This window comes from Bradyrhizobium sp. USDA 4353, assembly GCF_054063215.1.
Window position 1 is genome coordinate 7,073,088 of sequence record NZ_JBSSGB010000001.1, and the last position, 25,524, is coordinate 7,098,611.

The following is a 25,524-nucleotide window of genomic DNA, read 5'->3' on the forward strand; positions in this document are numbered from 1 at the left end:
TCCCGCGAGGAATGGGCTTCTGCCCAGGGGAAGAAAGTTGGCCGGCGGCGTTGCGCTCAGGCGATCGAGGCGTAGCCGGCCTTCGGCCAGATCAAGCCATTACGAGGCAAGGTGCGTCGGCGGCCCTGATCAGCTCACAGGAGAGACATGGTGACCTGAGGCAGCACAAGAGGACGGCAGCACCAGGCGTACGATCAGAAGTCGCCGGAAAGAAAAGGGCGTCTCGATCGCACCCAATGCCTTGCGAACGCGCCTTGCTTCAGCCGTCCAACCGATCGAGCTGGGTCGAGATCCTCGCCAAAGTGGCCGCAAGCTGCGCGGTGGTGTGCTCCATCCGCTGAAGACGCCCTCATCAACTACGCCCCTATCGTCGACGCCAACTCGACAACAAGCGGCCTAGCACCCCGCAGGAGTCACGGCTGCAAAGAACGAAAAGGCTGGTCGTGATCCCGCCCGGAACGAGACGGACGGGGCAGCTCTTGACCAAGCAACTGCCGCAAGGCGACACAACACGACAGCAGCGCTCCAGAACCCCCGATGATCTCGCGCCAGAGCGGGAGTGGCCCGACGAGCAGTGCCAGCCCCAGCGCCGCGTGACGCCCGGCGATCGCAGCAGGAATGAGGAAAGCGGCCGCGATGACGCCGCGCACCAGAACAGATCCCGAGACGGCGAACGGAACCCGGCCACAGACCAGGGTGAGCACGCCCGCGATGAACCCGGCGAGACATGCCACCCCGACTCCATTTCCAGCATTCACGAACGTGAAGCCGATGCTGACCGCGACGAAGAATGGCAACGCGTTGACGGCAAGCGCAAACAGCGTCCGGCACATCAGGCCAAGACTGATCAGTCCAAGAAGGAGAGCAATGGCAAGCATGGTGGTGGCCTCCGCACATGACTTCGACGGATGCGCCTTCCACCAACCACCGCGGCGCGATCCAAGCGGCATCAATTTCGATTTGGACAAAGTTGCGGAGAGGCGCGCCGACTTCGGCGTCTCCGCTCGCCTTCCATAAAGGGTTGGCTCGGCGGCGCTCACGCGCCGCCCTGCCCGAAGGTCCAAACGGGAATACCGAGGCGACGAGCCTTGTCGGCGAGGTTGCCCTGGATCCCCGAACCGGGGAAGACCATGACGCCGATCGGCAGCGTCTCCAACATCGCGTCATTGCGCTTGAAGGGTGCGGCCTTGTTGTGCCTGGTCCAATCTGGCTTGAAGGCGATCTGCGGTACCTTGCGGTTCGCGGCCCATTTGGAGGCGATCAATTCGGCGCCTTTCGGCGAGCCGCCGTGCAGGAGAACCATGTCTGGATGCTTCGCGTGGACCTTGTCGAGCCGATCCCAGATAAGAGCGACATTGTTGAAGTCAGGTCCGCCGGTGAGTGCGATCTTCGGACCCTTTGGCAGCATGACCTCGGTTTCGGCCCGGCGCCTGGCCGCGAGGAAGTCGCGGGAGTCGATCATGGCCGCTGTCAGCGTGCGATGGTTGACCTGCGATCCAGACCGCGGGCGCCAAGGTGATCGCGCGTGGAGCTCGAAGGCCTCAGTGGCGAGGTCGCGGAACAGCTCTATGGCGTTGCGGCGCTCGACCAGTGACAATCCTTCCGACGTCAGGCGCTCGAGCTCGACCGAGCGTACTTCTGAGCCATTCTGCTCACGCTGGCTCGTGCGCTGCGCTTGCTCGTTGTCGTCGAGTTCTCGTTCGATGCGCATTGTCGCGCGGTGGAACAGGTTGACCGTCGACCACAAGAGGTCCTTCAGCTCGGGCTCGAGGCGGGTGTCGGAGAGCGTCGCCACCAGGGCATCGAAGATGTCGGCGACCGCGCTTGCGATAACTCGGCCCTCGGGCAGCGGCCGCGGATCAGGCTCGTCGTCGAATGGCCGGTAGCCATGCAGCTGGAGTTCGGTCAGGGCGTCGTCGGTCGTCGATTGGATGTCGCGCGGCTCACGCATCTCGTCTTGCGGGTCGGACATGGGACCTCGTCTTTGATCGTCAGAGCCGCGCCCATCGCGGCCTTCCATAGCGATCTCCAAGACGGCGGGCGGCCCGGACCAGAACCCGCTGCCTTCGAGCAGCGGGCCGGAGCGATAGCGGAGGATGGCGGTGCGCAGCTATTTTGCTTCGCGATGCAAAGGCCCGCTTGCGGGCCGGCGGAAAATAGCTGCGAACCGCCATTGCCGGACCGGACCGGCTGACGTCCGATCGCCTCTGAAGAAGGCCCTCGGCGCGGCCCTCTCGGGCATAGACGAGATCCCCCTTGCACCCGCACGCGTCGCTGATGCCGAACGGCACCCAAGGAAAGGGCGGGCGTTTAGGCCGCACCCACGCCCATGAACCTCGCGGCGTCTTCGGGCAGCAACTGAGGCCGCAGCATCTCCCGAAGCTCGGTTTTCCCGAACGCGCGGAGATCTTCATTGAAATCTTCCAGGCGCGGACAGAGTGAAATGGCCTCAATGCCGGCGTCCAGCGCACGTCTCGTCAAAGCCTCCGCCGCATTAAGACCTGCGGCATCTGCGTCGGCAGCGACATAGAGCCGGCGCAGTGTGGCTGGCCACAGCAGCGTCGCGAGATGATTGGCAGAGAGTGCGGCGGCAACCGGCAAGGTCGGCAGCACCGTGCGCAACGACAGCATGGTCTCGATACCCTCCCCCGCCGCTAGCACGTCATCAGTCGTGCCGAAGCGAACGGCATGTCCGAGCAGATCCCCCATCGCCCGCCGCGGCGTATCGATTGGCGCCTTGCCACGCCTGCGATCGTCGAAGCCGTCGGGATCGAGCCAGGTTCGATGGACGCCTGTGATACGGCCCTTGAGGTCGGTCACAGCGGCGATCAGCGCCGGCCAGGTGTCCACAACGTCTGTGCCTTCCGGACGATAGAAGCAGCGCGGGTGGAAGCGCAGAGCATCGGCGCTGATCGGTGCGTCGATCCCGCGGTTGGCAAGATAGGTCTCTCCGAGCGTCCCAGGCAGCGGTTGCGCCATCGCAAACAGACGGCGGACCGCTTTGATCGCGTCGCGCGGGCGGACAGCCTTGGCCTCGACCGGCGGCTCGCGCTGCCACCGAGGCAGCTTCAAGAACCGCCGCGCCTCCTCAGCAATCTCGCGAAAGCTCCGCAGACCACACGTCGCCCCGATGATGTCGAGCAGATCACCATGCTCGCCGGTCGCGGCATCGACCCATTTGCCAGCGGCCCCCTTCGATGAGGCATGCAACCGTACGAACAGCGATCGTCCGGGCGTGTTGTTGACGTCGCCAACCAGCCAGTAGCGGCCCTCACGCCGGCCGTTGGAGAGATAGTGACGGCACACCGCCTCGGCCTCACGCGCAAGCCGGTGTGCCAGTTCGGACGCGTCACCTGCCATCACGTCCGCTCCCGACCGCGAACATCCGCAATCGGAAACCGCTCCACAACCTTGGCCAGGACCGCAGCGCCACTCGCATCTGTGGGCACGAACATCCTGAGCTTCCAGGAGATGATCTCAGCGAACAGCCCGTAGGCCTTCAGACAGTCCCTCAGCCCTTCAGCAAAGCCCGACAGCTCGATACGATGGACGCCCATGACACGGACGCGCCGGAGCTGCAGACCTTCGGCGAGATCGAGCGCATAGTCGGCGCGCAGCAGCGCCGCGAACGCGTCCTCGGGCGCGAGCACGGGAGCCTCCCTCGACATGGCCGAGACCCAGCTGAGCGGGACCTTGCGGCCAATGATGCGCTCGCCCGCGTCGGTCTGAAGCCGGTAGACGCGCGTGAACTCCTGCGGAAGGCGCTTCCAGATCGGCAGCAGCAGGCCCGTGACGAGATAGATCGTGCTCGTCGAGAACTCCGGGATGAACGCGAGCTGCGCGCTCCAGGCCTCCTTGAATTGCTCGCGATCGACTTCCACCCAATCGTGCTCAGCGACTTTGGCGAGAGGCAGAGTCTGGCGTCCCATCGGCCCCACGAGATGGACGCGTCGCTCCATCTCGCCATCGTCGAGCAGACCGCTCAGCGCCGGCAGTTGGATCGCTGCATGTCCGGATCGGACGTTATGCAGCGGAACGGCACGGCGCTGCAGGAGCCGCTCCAAGGCCTCGTTCAGCGGCATCGGCCGGTTGCGGTCGCGCTGGGTGATGGTGACGAGATGAGTCTCCGCGCCGGTGGCCGGATGGCTGTAGATCGTCCTCCGCCTGGTGACGACGAAGCTCTCGGCGCGCAGCGTCTCCAAGCCGACGTCCAAGGTCCCAGAGGCGATCGCCCCCTCGATGCGTGCCGCAAGCAATTGCTCGAACACCGTGAACAGGATGTTCTGCAGCTCAATCGTCAGCGCCAGCAGCCGGTTCAGGAACGTCGTGATTGGCGGCAGCTCATCGCGCAGGCCATTCTCGTCCGTCAGCTTCAGTCCCGTCGCCTCCTCGAAGCGCTCCAGCGAGCAGCTTCCGACCTGACCACGGACCAGAAGGCCATAAAGCTGGCGCAAGGCATCGCGGGCGTGCGGACTTTCGAGATTGTCCTCCGGGCGGAACAGCCCCTGCCCACCGGTCTGGCGCTGGCCGCGGGTGATGGCCCCTAACGTGTCGAGCCGGCGCGCAATCGTGGACAGGAAGCGCTTCTCGGCCTTCACGTCGGTCGCGATCGGGCGAAACAACGGCGGCTGCGCTTGGTTGGTGCGGTTGGTCCGCCCAAGCCCCTGGATCGCCGCATCTGCCTTCCAGCCGGGCTCCAGCAGATAATGCACGCGCTGCCGCGTGTTCTTCGCCGAGAGCTCGGCGTGATAACTGCGGCCGGTGCCGCCGGCGTCGGAGAACACCAGGACGCGCTTCTGGTCATCCATGAAGGCCGCGGCTTCGGCCAGATTCGCGGAAGCTGCCCTGGTCTCGACCGCAAGCCGATCACGGATACGAACGATCCGCCTAGAACGGCCGGTCACCTCGGCGACCATTTCGGTGCCGAAGCGCTGGACGATCTGGTCGAGCGCGCCGGGCACCGGCGCAAGTGACGCGAGGCGCTCGATCATCTCCGTCCGCCGCGCCACTGCCTCACGACACTCGACGGGCTGGCCGTCGCGAGTGACGGGTCGTGAGGACAGGTTGCCCTCGCCGTCGGTGAACGGCTCATAGAGCTGGACCGGGAAGGAATGGGCGAGATAGTCGAGGACGTATTCGCGGGGCGTAATGTCGACCTGGACGTGGCCCCACTCCTCAGTCGGGATTTCGGCGAGGCGGCGCTCCATCAACGCTTCGCCCGTCGAGACGATCTGGATGACCGCGGCATGGCCGGCCTCGAGATCGCGCTTGATCGCGTTGATCAAGGTCGGCGTCTTCATCGAGGTCAGGAGATGCCCGAAGAAGCGCTGCTTGGCCGACTCGAAGGCTGAGCGCGCCGCCGACTTGGCCTGGGCGTTCAGCGTCCCGGTTGCCCCGGTGATATTGGCTGCGCGCATTGCGGCTTCGAGATTGTTGTGAATGACCGCGAACGCCGCGGCATAGGCGTCGTAGATCCGGACCTGTTCATCCGTCAGCCGGTGCTCGAGCAGCTCATATTCAACGCCCTCGAACGACAGCGATCGCGCTGCATACAAACCGAGCGCCTTGAGATCCCTAGCCATCACCTCCATGGCAGCGACACCGCCCTCCTCGATCGCCGCCACGAAATCCGCACGCGTGGCAAACTGGAAATCAGCGCCGCCCCACAATCCAAGCCGCTGCGCATAAGCCAGATTATGGACGGTGGTCGCGCCTGTAGCCGAGACATAGACGACGCGGGCATTGGGCAGCGCATGCTGCAGCCTCAATCCGGCCCGCCCCTGCTGAGACGCGGCCTGCTCGCCCCGGTCGCCCTTGCTGCCAGCAGCGTTCTGCATCGCATGGCTCTCGTCGAAGATGACCACCCCATCGAAGTCGCGCCCTACCCAGTCGACGATCTGCCGAACGCGGGAAAGCTTCTCGCCCTTCTCGTCGGTCCGTAGCGTGGCGTAGGTCGTAAAAAGGATGGCTTCGCTGAGCCGGATCGGCAGGCCCTGGCGGAAGCGCGACAGCGGCGTCACCAGGAGCCGCTCCATGCCGAGTGCTGCCCAATCGCGCTGGGCGTCCTCGATCAGCTTGTCGGACTTGCTGACCCAGATCGCGCGGCGCCGGCCCTTCAGCCAGTTATCGAGCAGAATGCCGGCGACTTGGCGACCCTTGCCGGCACCGGTCCCGTCGCCGAGGAACCAGCCGCGCCGGAAGCGCACCGCCCCCTCGATATCGTCGCCGGCTGCGCGGACCTGATCGAAGGTCTCATCGACCATCCAAGAGCCCGCAAGGAATCCACCATGCGCCTCGCCGGCATAAACGAGGCTCTCGAGCTGCGCATCGGAGAGAACGCCGTTGCTGACGATTTGAGGCAGCACATGCGGCCGATAGGTGGGCTTGGGCGGCAGGACCGAGGCCATCGCCGCCGATTGCACCAACTTTGTCGGATGAGGCTTCGCTCCAGCGATCCGGATAGATTGCAGCCGATACGCCTCATAGAGCGCCTCGGTCAGGCGAGGTCCGTCCTCGGGCATATCATCCACGAGTTCATAGGCGAGCTCGCAGCCGGCCGGCTCACGGGGCGGCGCCGACGAAGATTCGCAGGCAGCAGGCCGGACGCGTGCTGCTCTCGCACGGAGACCAACAGGCTCGCCCGCCTGCGCAACAAGGCGCCCCGCCATCGGCAGCCGCGGCGGCACGAGCGCCGTGATCCAGTCGAGCAAGGTCCGGACATCAGTTGCCATTCCGGCCGACTGCGGAAACAGACGAGGATCCGGCGCCGGCTGCTTGTCGATCACGATCAAGCGCGTGGCAGTGGTAGTGCCTTGTCGTGCGTAGACGACGCCATCGATCGCGGCGGAGAACAAGACACGACCTCGCTCCTGCAGGCCCACGAAGGCCTCCGTCCAGGTCGGGTTCTCCGGCGCAAAGCCAGCGGCCGTGATGGCCACCAGGCGCCCGCCCTCCCCAAGCCGCGCGAGCGCCGTTGAAACATGGCGCAACGTCGTATCCGCCTGAGGACGGTCTACGTTCACCGTTGCCGAGAACGGCGGGTTCATCAGGACGACGCTCGGGAGGCGGGCCCTATCGAGATAGTCATCGATCTGCGCAGCGTCGAAGCGCGTCACGGTCAGCCCTGCAAACACCAGATCGAGCAAGGCGGCGCGGCTGGCAGCGAGCTCGTTGAGCAGAAGCGAGCCGCCGGCGAGCTCCGCGAAGATAGCAAGGCTCCCGGTCCCTGCGGACGGCTCCAGCACGCGATCGGCCGAGGTCACCTGCGCCGCCGCGGCCGCGGCAAGCGCCAACGACAGCGGCGTCGAGAACTGTTCGAAGCTCTGGCTCTCCATCGAGCGCCTGGTATGGCTCGGCAGAAGCGCTGCGATCTTGCTGACCATCGGCAGCATGGCCGAGGGATTGCCATTGCTGGCCTTGATCATCGCTGGACCGTACTTGGCGAGGAACTGAACGGCGGCGATCTCACAAGCCTCGTATGCCGTCTTCCAGTCCCAGCTGCCCTCGGCGTCACTGGCACCGAAGGCGGTCTGCATAGCGTGGCGCAGGCACCTCGCATCGATGCGCTCGCCGCGGGCAAGGTTTTGGAGCAGCAGCTCGGCCGCACGATGGATGGCCTTGGCGAGTGCAAGGAGTGCGAATGGAGTCGTCTGACAGCTCGTCTCGGTGACCATGGCAAAGAACCTCAAGGGAGAGCGAGGATGCGGAACGGCCGCCGAACGCTCTCTCTTGTCGGGCGACCTCACCGGCGCTGCCCCACCTCTCTCACTCTCGCCTCTCCTCAGTTCACCGATGACCTGCATGACAAAGCCCGGCCGACCTGGCCGGGCTTCCATCATCGATATCTCCACACTCGGGCCGCTCCCAACCGGGGTCACTCCGCAGCGATGATCTCCTCGACTTTGTCAGCCCCCTCTGTCGCCTCCTCGTCCTCGCTGAGGAAAGCCGGCAGGCTGTCGCCACCTTCGCCTTCAGGTGCCTGAGCGACATCAGTCTCTGCTCCTCGCAGTGGCTCCGGCAACCAGCCGCTGCCATCGAGCAATCGCTCGGCTTCGCGCGCCATATCCGGCTTCTTGAGATGCTCGATGAGCTGGGCCGAGGCCTCGCCCTTGGCCTCGCGCACTGTCTGCAGGATGCGATGCTTGGTGACACGACCGAGATAGTTGTCCACGGTGGGCTTCCAGCCGGCACGGATCATGTCGAGCCCGACAGCGCGCGACAGCCGGTCCGCCTGTTCGAGGCGACCACGGACGCCGTGCGCAGACAGGCGCCCTTGATGCACCCGGTTGGCCGGCTCAGAGATCGCGTTCACGGCCTGCGCCGCGCAATGGGCGAAGAGCTCGGCCTGCGCCGTCCCGTCCATCGCCGTCAGTGCCTCCCAGAGGTCCTCGTCGCTCGCTGGCAGCTTCGCCTTCCAGGCCGCGTGACGGGCGGCAATCGCCTTTGCCGGGATGCTGTCCTGCAGACCCGGTGGTTGCTCGGGAAAGCTCGGACAGCGCAGCGAGATCTCCAGACAGTTGAGCGCGGAGCCGAACGGATAGAACGTCGCCAGCACGAAGTTGTGCAGCACCGCCTGGAAGGCGACCTGCGGCTGCTGCCCCAGCGCATCGCGTAAAGCGAGCGTGCGATAGGCCGAAAGCTCGCTGATCAGCCGTTCCGGCAAAGGCCGTTCGACGTCTTCCCCCTCTTCATCGGGCGCCTCGCTCTGGCCGCCGCCGATCACGATCGTCGGCGCCGTTGCGCGGACCTCCGCGTCCGGAATGCCGGTGCATCCATCAGCGTCCGTCCCAGCTTCGGCACCCAGCTGGTCACTCGTCGCGGCGACCTCATCCTCCGGGCGGACGAAGCCACGGGCGACGCGAAGTCGGCCCTCGGAGTCGATGCTGACGAACGCGCCGGCGCGCGCCATATCAGCTACATCGAAGATCATGGGCCGTTCCTCGAACGATTCCAGCGCCTGCTCGATCTGACCGATGCGCCGATCGACGTCCTCGGGCAGCTCATCGGCCTGGCCATAGTCCGCTTCGAGCTTGGCCTGCTCGGCCCTAAGCGCTTCGATTACGGCCTGCTCGTCGGCCGTGAGCTCGGCCGGCTCTCCCTGAAGCTCGCGCAAGCCATGGGCATGGCCAAACGGGAAGTCGACCGCGGCAGCGATCCACTTCCAGCCCTCGGCGCCGATCCGCTCGGCCTCGGTCTGCAGCTTCTCCGCCACGAGGCGATCGAGCAGCGCGACATCCTGCAGCCAGCCGCCGTCATCGGCCTCGAAGAGATCCCGCAGCACCACTCCACCTGCGGCCTCATAGGCAGCGAGCCCGACGAATTGGACTCTGCGATCGAACGCCCGAACCGTCTGCTCGGTCAGCTGACGGCGGATCTGGTAAGGCGCATCACAGCCGGAGCGGCTGACCTTATCCCAGACCTCCTGCTGGCGCGCATGATCGGTCGTGACGGTAAAGGCCATCAGCTGCTCGAGCGTCATGCCCTCGGCGGCGTAAACATCGAGCAGCACAGGCGAGACAGCGGCTAGCCGCAAGCGCTGCTTGACCACCGCAACCGCCACGAAATGCCGAGCCGCGATCTCCTCCTCGCTCATGCCGCTGTCCAGCAGCGCATGGAACGCGCGGAACTGGTCGAGGGGATGCAGGCCGACTCGCTGATCGTTTTCAGCAAAGGAGTCATCCAGGGCCGACCCGGAATCGCGCACCACGCAAGGCACGGCTTGCGTCTTGGCCATCCGCTTGTGCTTCACAAGGAGTTCGAGCGCCCGGTAGCGCCTTCCACCCGCCGGTACCTCGAACATCCCGGTCTCCTTGCCGTGATCATCGAGCACGGCGCGGACGTTCAAGCTCTGCAGCAGCGTCCGCGCGGCAATGCTCTCCGCGAGCTGCTCGATGCAAACGCCGCCCTTGATCCGGCGGACATTGGATTGGCTCAGGACGAGCTTGTTGAAGGGAATGTCGCGCGACGGCGACAGCGTAATCTTCTGGGTAGCCTTGGTCATCGCTCGGTTCTCCACGACGGGCAGCCCAAGAACCTCTCTGAGGCCTTCACCCGTCGCAGAGCACCTCTCGCCCTCTTGCTCTCCTCCAATCAGCCCCGGAGCACCGCACTCAGGCAGCGGCGCTGTCCGCTCCGAAAGCCTCGTCCTGCCCAACCGCGTCCGATGCAAAGCCGAGCAGATAGTCGGCCACACGGCTCGCCTGGCTCGCCGCCCGGACGATGGCACGATTGTCTTCGCGCAGGACATCGAGCCAAGCGCCGATATAGTCGGCATGGCGCACGGTCGGCACGATGCCCAGCGAAGCGCAGCTGAAGGCGGACGCGATCTCCGCGATCAGCTCCTCGAACGCGTATTTGCCGCTGCCGAACCGGCCTGAGAGATCGCGGTTCAGCCGTGACGAATGCCCACTCGCATGGGCAAGCTCATGCAGGGCTGTGCGGTGCCAGTTGATAGGCTCGAAGAAGGCCGCAGGCGGCGGCACCTGCACGAAATCCTCGGCGGGAGCATAGAACGCTCTGTGACCACCAATGCGGAAGTCGATGCCGATGTTCGCGATCAGCGTTTCCACCACAGGCTCAATGGCTCCTGGGGGCGGCGGTGGCGCCGCGGTTGCGATCTCCTCGGGCAAGCCGTCGCATTGATCGGTATTGAAAACCGTAAACCGCCTCAGAAACGGAATCGCCTGCGCGTCCTCGCCCATCTCACGGGCTCGCTGCCGTTCATCGGAAGGGACAAAGCGGTCGGCATAGACGACAGTGATACCGCGTTCGCCCTTGCGCACATGGCCGCCGACGGACAACGCCTGCCGGAACGTCAGCCAACTCTGGCCAGTAAATCCGTGCTCGATCACTGCGCCCCAGAGGATCAGGACGTTAATCCCGCTGTATGGCCGACCCGTCGTCGCATTCCTGGGCAAGGCAAGCTGAGCCTTCGCCGCTTGCGTGCCCCAGGGCTGAACCCAAGGCACGCAGCCGGCCTCCAGCTCGCCGATGATCTTGCTCGTGATCTCCTCATAGAGGCTCGCTCGGCCCTCGCCAGCGTGACCACCAACTCTCCGTCCCTGCATCGCGGTTCTCCGCGACGGGCGCGGCGAACCTCTCTCGCCGCTTCCAACCCGTCACGGCCAACCCGGCCTGCACTCTTGCTCTAGGGACGCCCGCCTTTGTCAGAAATCAAAGAAAACAATTGTATCCATCCCTCCTTCGCCGACCCTGCGTCACCTCACTATCGAGGCTGACTTAAAGCCCGGTCGGCATCTCCATTGTCAGAAATTGGATTGGGGGCTTCGTGCAGCAGCTAAGACTTTATCAACTTCGGCTCGATTCAACAGCGCGATATGCTGCTCGTTGGGTGGACGGGCGTCGAGCGCCACGTCGAGACCGAGACGCTTCAGCGCATAGAACAGCAGAGCGCGGCGTACCTTGATTGTGGTCGACTGACCTCGGATCCCGTAGTCGATTGAGATCGCCTGAGCCTGCGCCGGCGTGAGACGCGGATGCGGCGCAATCACGAGGTCGATGAAGGTCTGCCAATCGGTGTCGGCTTGCGGCGTAGAGCCCGCAGCCCCGGCTACCTTCGGCTTCTTGATGCGTCCCAGAACGAAATCGCGGAACGTCCCGCTTTGACGGTCAAAGGCCCGGGTGTGCCAGCGGAATCCGTCATAGGCAAAGGCATGCGGCTCCACGGTGCGGCGGACCGGCTCCGGTCGGCTCATCGACTGGTAGAGCATGTCCACAGCCTGCTTCATCCGCACCGAACGCAACAGTACCCGAAGCACAGAGGCGTCGATCTTGCGATGCGGCACCGGCGTCGCGTCGAATGGCGGCGATGCGTCGCCCAGAACAGTATCGTTGAGTACGACGCTTCCGCGTTCGGCCAGCCGCAGTTCACCGAGAAGCCGGTTTGCATCGGGCGTGCCGAGCACCGGGCGGAAATCGTCCTCCGCGACATACCGCTTGGCTGATTTGTCATAGGCAACACCGCTCGGCCCCAACGCCAGATAGCGTGCAATGTCCGTCGAGGCTTGGCCCAGCGAAACGCCGAACTGCCGGACCAGGTCGGTGCGGTTGGTCTCGCCGAGCCAGAACAGCCGCTCCTCGATGAAGGCCAGCCGCCGCTCGACCGACCAGCGAAGGTCGGCGCCGCCGATACCTGCGCTTGACTTGCCCGCTCCCGTTCGACTAGTTTTATGAACCATACAGTTTCATGATCCATCGCGTTAATTGAGCTATTAGAGTCATATCAGATTCGATCCCGTCTGCACCCGGAGTGTCTAGCTCCCGGCTCGGGCAGTCCCCCGCCGCGGAAGCTGCTACGGTGAACCGCCTTCAACGATCATCCGAGCGGTGAGGCACGAGATGAACAGCGGCGTCCATTCGATCCGGGCTCATGTTTGTTGATCCAAGGGTGACACCATGAACCAGCAGCCCTTTGACGTGACGACCAAATTCCGCGGCGCCTTCGCCCTTCTTCAGGGCAGCGACCGGACGCCCTTTCCATGGCAGCAGCGGCTGTTCGGCGAACTGGCAGCCGGACGGATTCCGTCAGCCCTCGATCTGCCGACCGGCCTCGGCAAGACCTCTGTCATGGCGATCTGGCTGATCGCACGCGCGCTGACGGATGATGACATCCGGCAGAAGCTGCCGCGACGGCTGATCTACGTCGTCGACCGTCGCGCCGTAGTGGATCAGGCCACCGCCGAGGCAGTGCGCTTTCGGAAAGCGCTCGACGGCGGCGGCGACGGCGCCACTGCATTGAAGGCCGCGCTGGGACTGGGCAAAGGCTCGCTGCCGATCTCCACGCTCCGCGGCCTGCATGCCGATAACCGCGATTGGCTGGCCGACCCCACGCGTCCGGCCATCATCGTCGGGACCGTCGACATGATCGGCTCACGGCTGCTGTTTTCCGGCTACGGTGTGTCTCGGCGGATGCGCCCCTTCCACGCCGGCCTCCTGGGTGCCGACGCGCTGTTGGTCCTCGACGAGGCGCATCTCGTTCCACCGTTCGAGGCGCTGCTGAGGAGCATCGCGCACGACCGGCGCAGCTACGGCCCGCGCGCCATGAGCGATGGCGAAGCAGTTACGATCCCGCCATTTCGGCTGCTTTCCCTGTCCGCCACCAGACGCGATGATAGCGGTGACGGTGGCGCGCCGCGGATTGCCGAGCCGGTCGGCACCACGTTGTTTCGGCTCGATGAGGATGACTGGCGCCATCCGATCGTCGCGCGGCGGCTCGGCGCCGCCAAGGCATTGAGCATCCATGACACGTTCGACGGCAAGGCCTCGCTGGTCGATGAGCTCGCCGAACGCGCCTGGGCCTTGGGAAGCTGCCCTGCTCGCGTGCTGGTGTATTGCGACAGCCGCGCCGACGCCGAGGCCACCAGGAAGCGGATCGAGAAGCTCGCAAAATCGAGCGGGATCGAAACCGAGCTTCTCGTCGGCCAGCGGCGCGTGCATGAGCGGCAACGCCTCTCCGGCTGGCTCGATCAGCACGGCTTCACCGGCGGCGGCGACGACAGCGCCGCCCCCGCGGTCCCGACCTTTCTCGTCGCCACCGCGGCCGGCGAGGTCGGCATCGATCTCGATGCCGATCATATGGTCTGTGACCTCGTCGCGTGGGAGCGGATGGTGCAGCGGCTCGGCCGCGTCAACCGGCGCGGCGGCAAGTCCGCCCGGATCGAGGTCGTGGCGCTACCGACGAAATCGGCGGCAAAGGCCGCGGAGCCCTGGCCCGACCGGCTGGCACGCCAGCGTGCGCCGCTCGACCTGCTGCCCCAGCTTGCCGACGGCAGCCGCGACGCAAGCCCAGGCGCGATCACCGCTTTGAGGACAGTGGCTGCGGCGGCCGACAAGCTGCAGGCCGCGCAGACCAGGGCACCCTTGCGCCCTGCCCTCACGCGCGCCCTCGTCGATGCCTGGTCGATGACCTCGCTCGAACAGCACACCGGTCGGCCCGAGATCCAGCCATGGCTGCGCGGCTGGGAGGATGACGACGACAAGCAATGCGTCATCGTCTGGCGCGAGCACCTGCCGGTCCGCAGATCCCGCACGGGGATCGTGGCCGTCGAGACCAGCGAGATCAACGCGTTCTTCGAGGCGGCTCCGCCGCAGCTCAGCGAGATGCTGGAGGCGGATGTCCGCCCCGGCGTCGCCGAGTGGCTGTTCAAGCGGATTGCAGCGGTGCGGAGCACGATCGACAAGCAAAAGACTTCAGGCAAGGCCGCTGCACTGGACGAGACCGCCCCCGTCTTGTTCGTGCTCGACGCAAAGGATGAGCTCGACGATGACGGCGTGTGGACTCTGCGTAACCTGGCGCGGCTTGATGGCCGGGACAAGGATCGGTTCGTGGCACGCCTGCAAGGCAGGACCCTGGTCGTCAGCCGTCATCTCGGCGGTTTGTCGGACCGGGGCATGCTGGCCGCCGATGTCGACGCTCCCCCGGCGACCATCGACTCTGATGACAAATGGCAGCCGCGGCCGTTCCGCGTGTCGGAGGTCTATGACGGCGCATCAGGTGCTCAGCCCGGCTGGAAGCGCGCCTATCGCTTTGCATCGGAGATCGGCGCCGATGAGGAGCCGAAATGCTGGCTCATCATCGACGAAAGCCGGGCGGAAGCCGAAGCCGAGGATGCGCGGGCCGTTGCGATCCGCGCGCAGACCTTGAGCGATCATCAGCAGCAGGTGAAGGCGATCGCACAAGCGTATGCCGACGCCTTGCGGCTGCCGGCCGACTACGCCGCGATGCTCGCGCTGGCAGCGGCCCTTCATGACGAAGGCAAGGATGTCTGGCGCTGGCAGCGCGCGTTCAACGCGCCGCCGCGGGGTGTCGCCTACGCCAAGAGCGCAGGACCCGTGCGGCTGAGGCTGCTCGACGGCTATCGCCATGAGTTCGGCTCGCTCATCAGGATCGAACAGCGCGATGACGTCAAGCAGTTGCCGGGTGGCCTGCGCGACCTGCTCCTGCACATCGTCGCCGCACATCATGGTCATGCCCGGCCGCTGATCTCGACCCGCAATTGCGAGGGCGTCGGCGCCGATCTCGATGCCCGCGCCTTGGAGGCCGCGCTGCGCTTCGAGCGGCTGCAGCGACGCTGGGGTCCGTGGGGGCTCGCATGGTGGGAGGCGCTGCTGCGTGCCGCCGATCAGAAGGCCTCAGGGGAGAACGATGAGGCCGGCACCGTTGAACAGGACCGGACAGCGGTCGCAAGGAGCGCGTGATGGCCGAGCATGCGTTTCCCGTCGATCTCCACAATCCCGGCCAGGTCTTTGCCTGCCTGGGATTTCTCGAAGCTGCCGACATCCTGCTCGGCGAGGCCGCTGGAGGCTTCGACTGGTCCGATCCCGCCAAGGTCGTCTTTCGCCTGAGCGCGGACGGCGAGATCAACCCGGTGGCCGCCACGCTGGAATTCCTGGCCGAGGCCGAGCCGAAGCGCCGGGTGCCCATCGGATATGTCGATGAGGCCACTGAGGTCGACGATGCCGGTCCCGAGGAAAACGACGGCGCCGATCCCGGCAGCGACGCTGATCAGCCCTCCGACACCTTCCCGGCCGCCAAGGGCGATCGCATGTCCTTGCCGATCCGGCTCGGTGGCGGCAATCGTCCGACCGTCGAGCTCGGCCATTGGGCCGATGGGTCGGGTCTCAACAGCTTCAAGCTCTACGCCGGCAACCGATCGGCGGAGAGTATCGCACGTGCGATGCTGCTCGGCGTTCGCGAGAAGCCGAAGAAGAAGCAGGCCGTCGGCGACATCAGGACCAACGGCATTCGTCAGCTCTGGGAGACACACAGGGACGACCTCATCGCGCGACCGTTCGATGTCGTGACCCCCATGGGGGGCAGCTTCAACTTCGATCCGCGGGGCGCCTGGACGGCGATCGATGCCGGCTATTCCCTCAATGACCAGGGTCACCAGGTCGAAGCCTCCCCGGTGGTGGAGTTTCTCGCCGCCTGGGGCCTCGAGCACACCCGCCCCGACGAATACCAGACGCGCAAGGTCCGCTATGCAGCCTGGGGCATTCCACTCGCGCCGATGCTGGCCCGCGCGGCACTATGCGGCGCGATCAGCACGATACCGCACAGGACATTCGCCTTCAGCCTCGACATGTCCGGCAAGAACAAGGTTGTCACTTTCGCAGAACGGGAGATGAGCGCATGACCGGGCTTCTCGGCTTGACCGAAACGGATTTCGACACATGGGCGGATGATCCGCAGGGTCCGGTGGCGCTGCACCTGAAGCAGACGCTGCTGCCGGTCGAAGGTGAAGGCGCGGTGATCTTTCCGCCGACCTACGCCGAGATCGGCTACAACATCGACGACCTGCCGGATGGCACCAAGGTTGCGACGATCGACAGCATCGGCAGCCAGGCCAACCGCATGGAGCCGATGTTCAAGCGCGAGCCCTGGGCCGCGCTGGTGCCGCAGATCGACATCGGCTACGGCAACGACAAGGTGCTCTCCATTCTCGACGCCGGCCATCGCCTGGGCGACGCCGTGATCCGCTCGACTGAATTGCAGGAGCCGGCGCAAGCCGCATTCCGCGCGTTGCTCGACCATGGCGACGCGTCGGCAATCGCGAAGCTGGCGCCGACTTCGCTCGTGTTCGGTGTCTGGGATTCTCGCGACACGCAGGCCAAGCTGCCGCGCATCGTGCAATCGGTCGTGCGCGCCTGGGACGTGACGGCCCTCAAGCGCTCCGCGCAGTATAACCCCGCGCTCGACTATGCGTCCCTGGAGGTGTTCTCCGAAGAGGACAAGCAGAAGGCAGAAGGCAAGGCCGAGAGTCCGCTGGCGCAGCGCGGCTTCGTGCACGTCCCCGCGGTTGGCGCGGTGGGCGGCGTGGTCGCCCGCGGGCCCATCCTGCGCGACATCACCGTCAATCTGGTGGCGCTGCGCCGGCTCGGCGGCGACAATGGCGAGGCGCTGCGCCGCTATGTTCTCGGCCTGTCGCTGGCTGCCGCGATCGAGCCGATGGACGCCTTCTTCCGGCAAGGATGCCTGCTCGTTCCCGACATCGATACACCCGCGCAATGGGTGCTGGTGGGACGCCGCGGCGAACGAACCGCAATTGCCCTGGAGGAAGCTGCCGTCCTCGCCTATGCGCGATCACGGGCGGACGCGTTCGGTTGCGGCCCCAGCAGGCGCGTCGCCTTCGACGGCAAGCGGGCCAAGGAGGACGCCAGGAAAGCCGACAAGAAAGCCAAGGCGTCGTGAGGCCGGCCATGCCGCGTGCCCTGCTCCTGTCCGTCCGCTTCCACGACGACCGCTATCACGGGCGGCCCGAATGGCCGCCCTCGCCGGCACGGCTGTTTCAGGCGCTGGTGGCGGGCGCGGCATCCGGCCGGCATCTGGCCGCCGAGGATCGCGCCGCCCTCGCCTGGCTCGAACAGCGCCCTGCGCCGATCATTGCCGCGCCGGTCAAGCGTGACGGGCGTGGCTTCACCAACTACGTGCCGAACAACGATCTCGACGCGGTCGGCCGCGACCCAAACCGGATCTCCGAGATCCGGGCCGGCAAGCTGATCAGGCCGCTGCTGTTCGATTCCGCGGTCGACCTCCTCTACGCCTGGGAGGTCGACGATGACGGCGTGCATGCGCATCAGCTCTGCGCCATCGCCGAGCGACTCTACCAGCTCGGGCGCGGCGTCGACATGGCCTGGGCTCGGGGCGAGATCGTGACCGCGGATGAAGCCGAGCTGCGCCTTTCACAACACGGCCGCACAGTCTATCGACCCGGCACCGGCGAGGACGGCATCGTGCTCGCATCCCCGCAATCCGGCTCGCTGATGAGCCTGGAGCGTCGCTTTGCCGAGATGGGTCATCGCTTCAGAACCGTCAAAGGCGGGCGGCAGCAGATCTACGCGCAGGCCACGAGGCCGCAATTCATGCCGGTGACCTATGCCGCCCCGCCGCAGCATCTGCCGTTCGATCTGCGCGAGCTGACGGACGCGCAGAGCCTCGGACTCTGGCCGTTGACCCAGGCCGTTCGACTCGTCGAGCACCTCCGCGATGGCGCCGCCGCGCGCCTGAAGGCGAGACGACCCGATGCCGCAGCCCTCGTCGATCGCATCCTGATCGGGCGCGACGCCACGGAGGCGGACAAGGCCCAGCGCCTTCGCATCATTCCCCTGCCCTCGATCGGCTCGCCCCACGTCACTCCGGCGATTCGCCGCGTCCTGGTCGAGCTGCCGCCGAACTGCCCGTTCTCCCGCGCCGAGATCGCAGACGTGTTTTCCGGCCTGCTGATCTCGGAGCGCGTCGATCCCGACACCCGCGAGCTCGTCGAGACGCGGCTGCTGCCGGCCGATGACGACGACGGCATGCCTGCTCACTATGGCGTGGCAAGCGAGACCGGCCACCGGGTCTGGCGCAGCATCACACCCGTGGCGCTGCCGGACGGTGCAGCACGCCGCCGCATCGATCCGAAGCGCCTCGCGCAGGAGCTCGCTGCCGCGAAGGCCGGCGGGGGAACGACATTCAACGAGGCCAAGGCTGGCACCGAGCGCGCGCGCGAGCAGAACCGCGCGTCGGCAGCTCTGGCCCAGGCGCTGCGCCAAGCCGGCGTGGTGGCGGCGCCGGCAACGATCCGTCTGCAGCGCGAGCCGTTTTCCGGCCGCGGCGCGCGCGCCGACCAGTTCGCGGCAGGAACACGCTTTGCGAAGGAGCGTCTCTGGCATGTCGAGCTGACCTTTGCCGAGCCGCTCACCGGCCCGCTGGTTGTCGGCGATGGCCGCTATCTTGGCCTCGGGCTGATGGCGCCGGTGCGCGAGGCGTTGCGCGACGTCGCCGTGTTCAACCTCGGGCCCGAGGTCAGGATCACGGTTTCCGATGGCACCGCGCTGGCCCAGGCGGCGCGGCGCGCATTGATGGCCCTGGCGCGCGATGCCAAGGGCCGCGTGCCGCCACTGTTCTCCGGCCACGAAGCCGATGGCGCACCCGCGTCATCGGGCCAGCACCGGCACGTCTTCATCGCTGCCGACGATGCGGATGGCGACGGCTTCGTCGACCGGCTGATCGTGGCGGCGCCCTGGGCCTGCGATCTCTCGGCCAAGCCCGGCCGCGGCGAGCGCCAGCGCTTCGACGCCGTCGTCTCGAAGTTCGAGACCTTGCGGGCCGGCCGGCTCGGCGTCATCGCGCTGGCAAGGCCAGTGGGCCCGGCGGACCAGGACGCCATCATGGGCCCGGCGCGGCTGTGGGAAAGCCGCACGCTCTATCTCGCGACGCGCCACGCCGGCCGGCGCAAGGACGTTGCGGCAGCCTTGATTCGTGATCTCAGCGCAGAATGCGTGCGCCGGGGTCTGCCGGAGCCGGCCGAGATCGAGATCATCTCGTCGCGGGGCCTGCCGGACGGCGGCGGCCTCGCCGCCCATGCCCGCCTGACATTCGCTTCAGCCATCCGCGGCCCGATCATGCTCGGTCGCAACAGCCACCAGGGCGGCGGGCTTTTCGCCGCGAAGGAGTAGCAGATCGACGGACGTCGCGGTCGGTTCGCCGAATGCCACCACGACAGGAAACGACTGCATCGACGGCTCCTTGATCACACCGACCAGAGAGACGCTCAGACCATTGCCTTGCGGAGGTGCCAAGTATGTCGTCCTCTCCGATCGAGCCGGACTTCCCTCCCGCCACCCAGCTCGCGTTCGAGCTCGCCGCACCGCCGGCCACGGTCGAGACGCCGCTGGTGCCGGTTCGGATGGTCAACGAATTCGTCTATTGTCCGCGGCTGGCCTTTCTCGAATGGGTCGAAGGCGAGTGGGCGGACACGGGCGACACCGAAGAAGGACGGCGCGCCCATGTGCGCGTCGATGCAGGCGGCGGCAAGCTGCCCAAGGCCGACGCCATCGACGATCGACCCGATTTCGCCGCGCGCTCGGTGACGCTGGCCTCCGACCGGCTCGGCATCATCGGCAAGATGGATCTCATCGAGGGCGAGGACGGCACCGTCACGCCCGTCGACACCAAGAAGGGCAAGCGCCCGCACGTCGCCGAGGGCGCCTACGAGCCGGAGCGCGTGCAGGTCTGCGCACAGGCGCTCATTCTGGAAGATGCCGGTTACAAGGTGCGCGAGGGCGCGATCTGGTACGGCGGCTCGCGCGAGCGGGTTCGCATCACGCTGGACGAGACCTTGCGAGCGCGCACGCGGACAGCCATCTCCGACCTGCGGCTCACGGCCGCGGCCGGGCGCATGCCGCCGCCGCTGGTCGACAGCCCGAAATGCACCCGCTGCTCGCTCGCAGGCATCTGCCTGCCGGACGAGGTGACGTTCTTCCGCCGCGGCCTTGCACCCCGCCCGCTCAATCCGTCCGCCGATACGGCGCTTCCGCTCTATGTGCAGGAGCCCGGCGCGCGCGTCACCAAGTCGGGCGAGGTGCTGGTGATCGAGACGGAAGCGGGCAAGTCCGAGGTGTCGCTGGGCGATGTCTCGGAGCTGGTGCTGCATGGGCCGGTCTCGCTCACCACCCCTGCCCTCGGCGCGCTGTTGCGCGAGGAGGTGCCGGTGACCTACGCCTCGTCCGGCGGCTGGGTGATGGGCCACACCGTCTCCACCGGGAATCGCAACGTCGCGGTGCGGATCGCGCAGTACCGCGCCGGCTTCGACGAGCGCCGCTGCCTTGCCTTCGCCCGCAGCCTGGTCGTCGCCAAGATCAAGAACAGCCGCGTCTTCCTGCGCCGCAATTTCAAGGCCGGCGACGAGACCGACAGGGACGCCGCGCTGGAGGCGATGTCGCGCCTCGCCGACCGCGCCGCTCATGCGCCGACCGAGCCCGAGCTGCTCGGCATCGAAGGCGAAGCAGCGGCGCGCTATTTTCGGCTGTTTTCCAGCATGTTCGGCGACGGCGCCCGGGATTTTCCTGCCTTTGCCTTCGAGAAGCGGACGCGGCGGCCGCCGGCCGACCCGGTCAATGCGATGCTGTCGTTCGGCTACGCACTCCTGACCCGGACGTGGCTCACGACGCTGTCGGCGGTCGGCTTCGATCCGTATCTGGGCTTCTACCATAAGCCGCGTTTCGGCAGGCCGGCGCTGGCGCTCGACATGATGGAGCCGTTCCGCCCGATCCTGTCGGATTCGACGGTGATCCAGGTCGTCAACAACGGCGAGGTCAAGGCCGACGGCTTCGTCGCCGCAGGCCCGGCGGTCAACCTCAAGCCGCACGCCAAGCGGGCCTTCATCGCTGCCTATGAACGCCGGCTCGACCAGGAGGTCACCCATCCCGTGTTCGGCTATCGGGTCTCGATGCGGCGCCTGCTGGAAGTGCAGGCACGGCTTCTTGTGCGCCATCTCGACGGCGAGATCGACGACTACCCGCATTATCTGGTGAGGTGACGCCATGGTCGAGGAGCGGCTCTACATCGTCACCTACGACATTTCAAACGACAAGCGCTGGCGCCGTGTCTTCAAGCTGATGCACGGCTACGGCCGCTGGCTGCAACTCTCCGTCTTCCAGTGCCGGCTTACGGCGCGTCGCCGCGCCGAGCTGTCGCGCCGGCTCGAAGAGGTGATTCACGGGCGCGACGATCACGTCCTCATCCTCGATCTCGGGCCCGCCGATCGCGTCGACCCCCGCGTCGAGAGCCTCGGCAAGACCTTCGAGACGGTGAAGCGCAGCGCCATCGTGATCTGACGGATCAGCCGCTCGGCGAATCCCCAGACTGCCCCGCGACCGCGGGAGGGCAAGGGCAAGGGCATCGGCCGCCTCGGGTCCCCGTCGATTGCGAGTCACCCGGAACCAGATACGAGGCATTGGCCAGAATCGCGGACCGCAGGCAATCTCGCACACAAGCACCAGGGATGGCCGACCGAGGCATGTTGACGTAAGCTGGCCGTGGGCGCCTGCGGTCGCCGGGCCATAGCGAGCGCTCTGGTGCCGCGTCCCACCACCGCAGCTGTCGCGCTCTAAAATATTGTTTGACTTCAAACCGTTGTTTGACATTGTGAATATCATTGAGAACGCGCACCTGGCTGCGCGCAGCTGGCAATTGGCCAGCGCTCGCAAGCCGGGCCGGAAATCCTGGAGCATGAACAACTTGGGACTACGGCGCCCTTTCACAGCATCTCTGCTGTGACCTCATTGAAGCGCGGAGAACCGGGGCTTCTTCTGCATCGACCGGACCACCCTTTCACAGCATCTCTGCTGTGACCTCATTGAAGCGACGATGCGCGGGCGGATCGGGCGGCCGGACGGATGCGGGCCCTTTCACAGCATCTCTGCTGTGACCTCATTGAAGCGAGGACGACGTGCCGTTGCCGAACTCGAACGACGGATCCCCTTTCACAGCATCTCTGCTGTGACCTCATTGAAGCAACGCATAGGCGTTGTTGGTGACGGCGCAGTGCACCGCCATCCCTTTCACAGCATCTCTGCTGTGACCTCATTGAAGCATTGCTGCACGCCCGTGATGCGCTCAAACAAGATCGCGCCCTTTCACAGCATCTCTGCTGTGACCTCATTGAAGCAAGGTACAGCCAGTGGCGCGGCGCTTAACAACCCGCCCTTTCACAGCATCTCTGCTGTGACCTCATTGAAGCACCACCTAGTTTCTCCCCGAACTTCCTGCCTGCCGATGCCCTTTCACAGCATCTCTGCTGTGACCTCATTGAAGCAGGCTAGGCGAGGCTGACGGCTTCAAGGTCTATCGCAACCCCTTTCACAGCATCTCTGCTGTGACCTCATTGAAGCGGACGAAACAACCGGGCGGCCTCAACGTGCTCCAGACCCTTTCACAGCATCTCTGCTGTGACCTCATTGAAGCTGATTGATGCGGCCGACCTCGTTCGTCGCGCCACCGCCGCCCTTTCACAGCATCTCTGCTGTGACCTCATTGAAGCGGCAACGGCGCCAACATGGCGATTTGGGCGTTTCAGCCCTTTCACAGCATCTCTGCTGTGACCTCATTGAAGCTATCGCAACCGGAAAAATGCCTCGCGAGGATGCGCAGCCCCCTTTCACAGCATCTCTGCTGTGACCTCATTGAAGCCTGCATAGACGGCTCATCGCGTCTTGCAGTTGCGCCGGAGTCCCTTTCACAGCATCTCTGCTGTGACCTCATTGAAGCACCGAAGGCAAGGGCAACGGGGCGCCGATCGTCTGGCTCCCTTTCACAGCATCTCTGCTGTGACCTCATTGAAGCTGCGATGATGGTTGGGAGGCGACGCGGTCAGAACCAGCCCTTTCACAGCATCTCTGCTGTGACCTCATTGAAGCCTGCGCGATCACTACACCTGCCAGTGCGGCTGCGGCCAGCCCTTTCACAGCATCTCTGCTGTGACCTCATTGAAGCGGTGATACCGCGGCGCTGATCACCACGCAGATCATCGGCCCTTTCACAGCATCTCTGCTGTGACCTCATTGAAGCTACGAGGTGCGATACAACGACATGGTGTCGCCTCGCCGGCCCTTTCACAGCATCTCTGCTGTGACCTCATTGAAGCCAGCGCCTTGAGACTGGTCATGCGGGCGCGGTTATCCTTTCACAGCATCTCTGCTGTGACCTCATTGAAGCGCGTTCGCCGTTTGCGCGTCGACGTTGATCTGTCCACCCTTTCACAGCATCTCTGCTGTGACCTCATTGAAGCAGCTTCCCCCGCGCCGTCGGACTCCACCGCCGCCGCCACCCTTTCACAGCATCTCTGCTGTGACCTCATTGAAGCGCCTCGCGGCTGATCGTCGTCGATATCGATACTAAGCCCTTTCACAGCATCTCTGCTGTGACCTCATTGAAGCAGCCGCTCCGTCATGGCAAGCGCGGCTTTCTGCGACCCTTTCACAGCATCTCTGCTGTGACCTCATTGAAGCCTGCCAGGGCGTGCGCGAGCCCCACGAGACGTTCCAGACCCCTTTCACAGCATCTCTGCTGTGACCTCATTGAAGCCACTGCGATCCCGCGCGCGCGCCTCTCTCTCACGTTCAACCCCTTTCACAGCATCTCTGCTGTGACCTCATTGAAGCTCGTGCTTCATCAGCCACGCAATTGCCCAGGTCAGCATCCCTTTCACAGCATCTCTGCTGTGACCTCATTGAAGCGTGGTCCAGTGTGTCGGCGTATCAGACAAGCAAGTGATCCCCTTTCACAGCATCTCTGCTGTGACCTCATTGAAGCAAGCCGGCCGACGAATCTCCATTGTTAAAGCAGAAGAACCCCTTTCACAGCATCTCTGCTGTGACCTCATTGAAGCACGGTCTTCTTCGGCTCCGTGATGACCAGGCCGTCGCTGCCCTTTCACAGCATCTCTGCTGTGACCTCATTGAAGCATCAGGAATGCTCGCAGGACGTAGCTCTCGTTCCAGGCCCTTTCACAGCATCTCTGCTGTGACCTCATTGAAGCCCCGGTGCTGAGGTTACGGGTGCCGCTAGGACCAACTACCGCCCTTTCACAGCATCTCTGCTGTGACCTCATTGAAGCTTTAACCCTACGTTCGAGAGCTTCATGCCTCACATCCCCTTTCACAGCATCTCTGCTGTGACCTCATTGAAGCTCGGTTTTACGGCTCCACCAAGCTCCGGGATGAACATCAGCCCTTTCACAGCATCTCTGCTGTGACCTCATTGAAGCCGTGGGCCGAGGGCGAAGCGTTCAAGATGTCAGCCGACCCTTTCTGTGACCTCATTGAAGCGGCCAGGTCTGCACCAGCAGCGCATCGAGCCGCTGCCCCTTTCACAGCATCTCTGCTATGACCTCATTGAAGCGAGGAGTTCGAGGTGCATGCCGGCTTCAATGTCGGCGCGCGCCCCTTTCACAGCACCTCTGCTGTGACCTCATTGAAGCTAGCTCATGGCGATGAGGGCTTCTTGCGTGTGCTCCCCTTTCACAGCATCTCTGCTGTGACCTCATTGAAGCCCAAACTCCTGGTGTCGCTCGGCGATGGCAGCACGCCGGAGGCCCTTTCACAGCGTCTCTGCAGTGACCTCATTGAAGCGACACCAGGCCGACCATGCGGCGCGAATGGATGTCGACGCAGCCCTTTCACAGCATCTCTGCTGTGACCTCATTGAAGCCGGCGCTGTGCAAGGCGACGCGGCTGCGCGGCGGGGCGCCCTTTCACAGCATCTCTGCTGTGACCTCATTAAAGCTCTGCCCCGCCGGGCGGATTTGGGTTAGGGTCGGCTCCTTTTCACAGCGTTTCTGCTGTGACCTCATTGAAGGATAGCGAATATAAAGAAGGCACCCGCAGGAGGGTCAGCATAGCGGCCGCCGCGTCAGCGGTGGGACCCGGGACCGAGTGCAGTCGCGAGACCGGTTAAGAAGGCACCCGCGTTTGGGACAGTGCTAGCGGTGTCGCCAAGCGAAACTCCCAAACGCGAGCGCCTCCGGCGAGCGACACCCTGATGTAGCGCGACGATCGGGAATAGGACCACCTTGATTGTCGCCGTGCACGATGAAGCCGCTACATAAGCCCGATCGCATGATTTTTCATTTCAGGACGGCGTTATAAAAATCGCAGCACAACGAATACGACGCTGCGAGAGGACGGCCTCTATCCGCCAACAGCGATCGCCGCGCTGCCCCTCCTGGCGCTTGGCGCGCACCG

The 25,524-nt window shown here is 65.2% G+C and carries 13 protein-coding genes and 2 CRISPR repeat arrays; of the genes, 6 read left to right on the forward strand and 7 right to left on the reverse strand.

Features of this window, described 5'->3' with window-relative positions; translation table 11 throughout:
• Window positions 1–413: 413 nt before the first annotated feature.
• The 7 genes from ACVILH_RS31870 to ACVILH_RS31900 all read right to left on the reverse strand — a co-directional run bounded on the left by ACVILH_RS31870 (window position 414) and on the right by ACVILH_RS31900 (window position 12,197).
• Window positions 414–1,040, reverse strand: a complete 627-nt coding sequence (locus tag ACVILH_RS31870; RefSeq protein ID WP_456716431.1) for a hypothetical protein — start codon at window positions 1,038–1,040, stop codon at window positions 414–416.
• Complete coding sequence (locus ACVILH_RS31875) at window positions 1,037–1,972, reverse strand: DUF2493 domain-containing protein (RefSeq protein WP_456716432.1); 936 nt, start codon at window positions 1,970–1,972, stop codon at window positions 1,037–1,039. The genes ACVILH_RS31870 and ACVILH_RS31875 overlap by 4 nt, the downstream gene beginning before the upstream one ends.
• A gap of 338 nt (window positions 1,973–2,310) precedes the next feature.
• Window positions 2,311–3,360, reverse strand: a complete 1,050-nt coding sequence (locus tag ACVILH_RS31880; protein ID WP_456716433.1) for a DUF7146 domain-containing protein — start codon at window positions 3,358–3,360, stop codon at window positions 2,311–2,313.
• A complete protein-coding gene (locus ACVILH_RS31885; protein ID WP_456716434.1) occupies window positions 3,360–7,673 on the reverse strand; it encodes a strawberry notch-like NTP hydrolase domain-containing protein in 4,314 nt (1,437 codons plus the stop codon). Before ACVILH_RS31885 ends, ACVILH_RS31880 begins: the two co-directional genes overlap by 1 nt.
• 200 nt (window positions 7,674–7,873) lie before the next feature.
• Entirely contained in the window at window positions 7,874–10,000 is a 2,127-nt protein-coding gene (locus ACVILH_RS31890) for a chromosome partitioning protein ParB (RefSeq protein ID WP_456716435.1), read from the reverse strand.
• A gap of 109 nt (window positions 10,001–10,109) precedes the next feature.
• A complete protein-coding gene (locus tag ACVILH_RS31895) occupies window positions 10,110–11,066 on the reverse strand; it encodes an ArdC family protein (RefSeq protein ID WP_456716436.1) in 957 nt (318 codons plus the stop codon).
• 198 nt (window positions 11,067–11,264) lie between these two features.
• Window positions 11,265–12,197: a WYL domain-containing protein gene (locus ACVILH_RS31900; protein WP_456716437.1), complete on the reverse strand. Its 933-nt coding sequence runs from the start codon at window positions 12,195–12,197 to the stop codon at window positions 11,265–11,267.
• 217 nt (window positions 12,198–12,414) lie between these two features.
• Here ACVILH_RS31900 and cas3g point away from each other — a divergent pair, with 217 nt between their 5' ends.
• The 6 genes from cas3g to cas2 all read left to right on the forward strand — a co-directional run bounded on the left by cas3g (window position 12,415) and on the right by cas2 (window position 21,618).
• Window positions 12,415–15,216 carry a type I-G CRISPR-associated helicase/endonuclease Cas3g gene (gene cas3g / locus ACVILH_RS31905; protein ID WP_456716438.1) on the forward strand — a complete coding sequence of 934 codons (2,802 nt, stop codon included), beginning with the start codon at window positions 12,415–12,417 and terminating at the stop codon, window positions 15,214–15,216.
• Window positions 15,216–16,154: a type I-G CRISPR-associated protein Cas8g2 gene (gene cas8g2, locus ACVILH_RS31910; protein ID WP_456716439.1), complete on the forward strand. Its 939-nt coding sequence runs from the start codon at window positions 15,216–15,218 to the stop codon at window positions 16,152–16,154. Before cas3g ends, cas8g2 begins: the two co-directional genes overlap by 1 nt.
• A complete protein-coding gene (cas7g, locus tag ACVILH_RS31915) occupies window positions 16,151–17,209 on the forward strand; it encodes a type I-G CRISPR-associated RAMP protein Csb1/Cas7g (protein ID WP_456716440.1) in 1,059 nt (352 codons plus the stop codon). Before cas8g2 ends, cas7g begins: the two co-directional genes overlap by 4 nt.
• Before the next feature lie 8 nt (window positions 17,210–17,217).
• Entirely contained in the window at window positions 17,218–19,458 is a 2,241-nt protein-coding gene (gene csb2, locus ACVILH_RS31920) for a type I-G CRISPR-associated protein Csb2 (protein WP_456716441.1), read from the forward strand.
• A 125-nt stretch (window positions 19,459–19,583) separates the two neighbouring features.
• Complete coding sequence (gene cas4g/cas1g / locus ACVILH_RS31925; RefSeq protein ID WP_456716442.1) at window positions 19,584–21,320, forward strand: CRISPR-associated endonuclease Cas4g/Cas1g; 1,737 nt, start codon at window positions 19,584–19,586, stop codon at window positions 21,318–21,320.
• Between the two features lie 4 nt (window positions 21,321–21,324).
• Entirely contained in the window at window positions 21,325–21,618 is a 294-nt protein-coding gene (gene cas2, locus ACVILH_RS31930; protein WP_456716443.1) for a CRISPR-associated endonuclease Cas2, read from the forward strand.
• Window positions 21,619–22,035: 417 nt separating this feature from the next.
• A CRISPR array of direct repeats spans window positions 22,036–24,549; the repeat unit is 37 nt; unit sequence CCCTTTCACAGCATCTCTGCTGTGACCTCATTGAAGC.
• Window positions 24,550–24,645: 96 nt separating this feature from the next.
• Window positions 24,646–25,139: direct repeats of the CRISPR family, unit length 37 nt; unit sequence CCCTTTCACAGCATCTCTGCTGTGACCTCATTGAAGC.
• The last annotated feature ends 385 nt before the right edge of the window (window positions 25,140–25,524 follow it).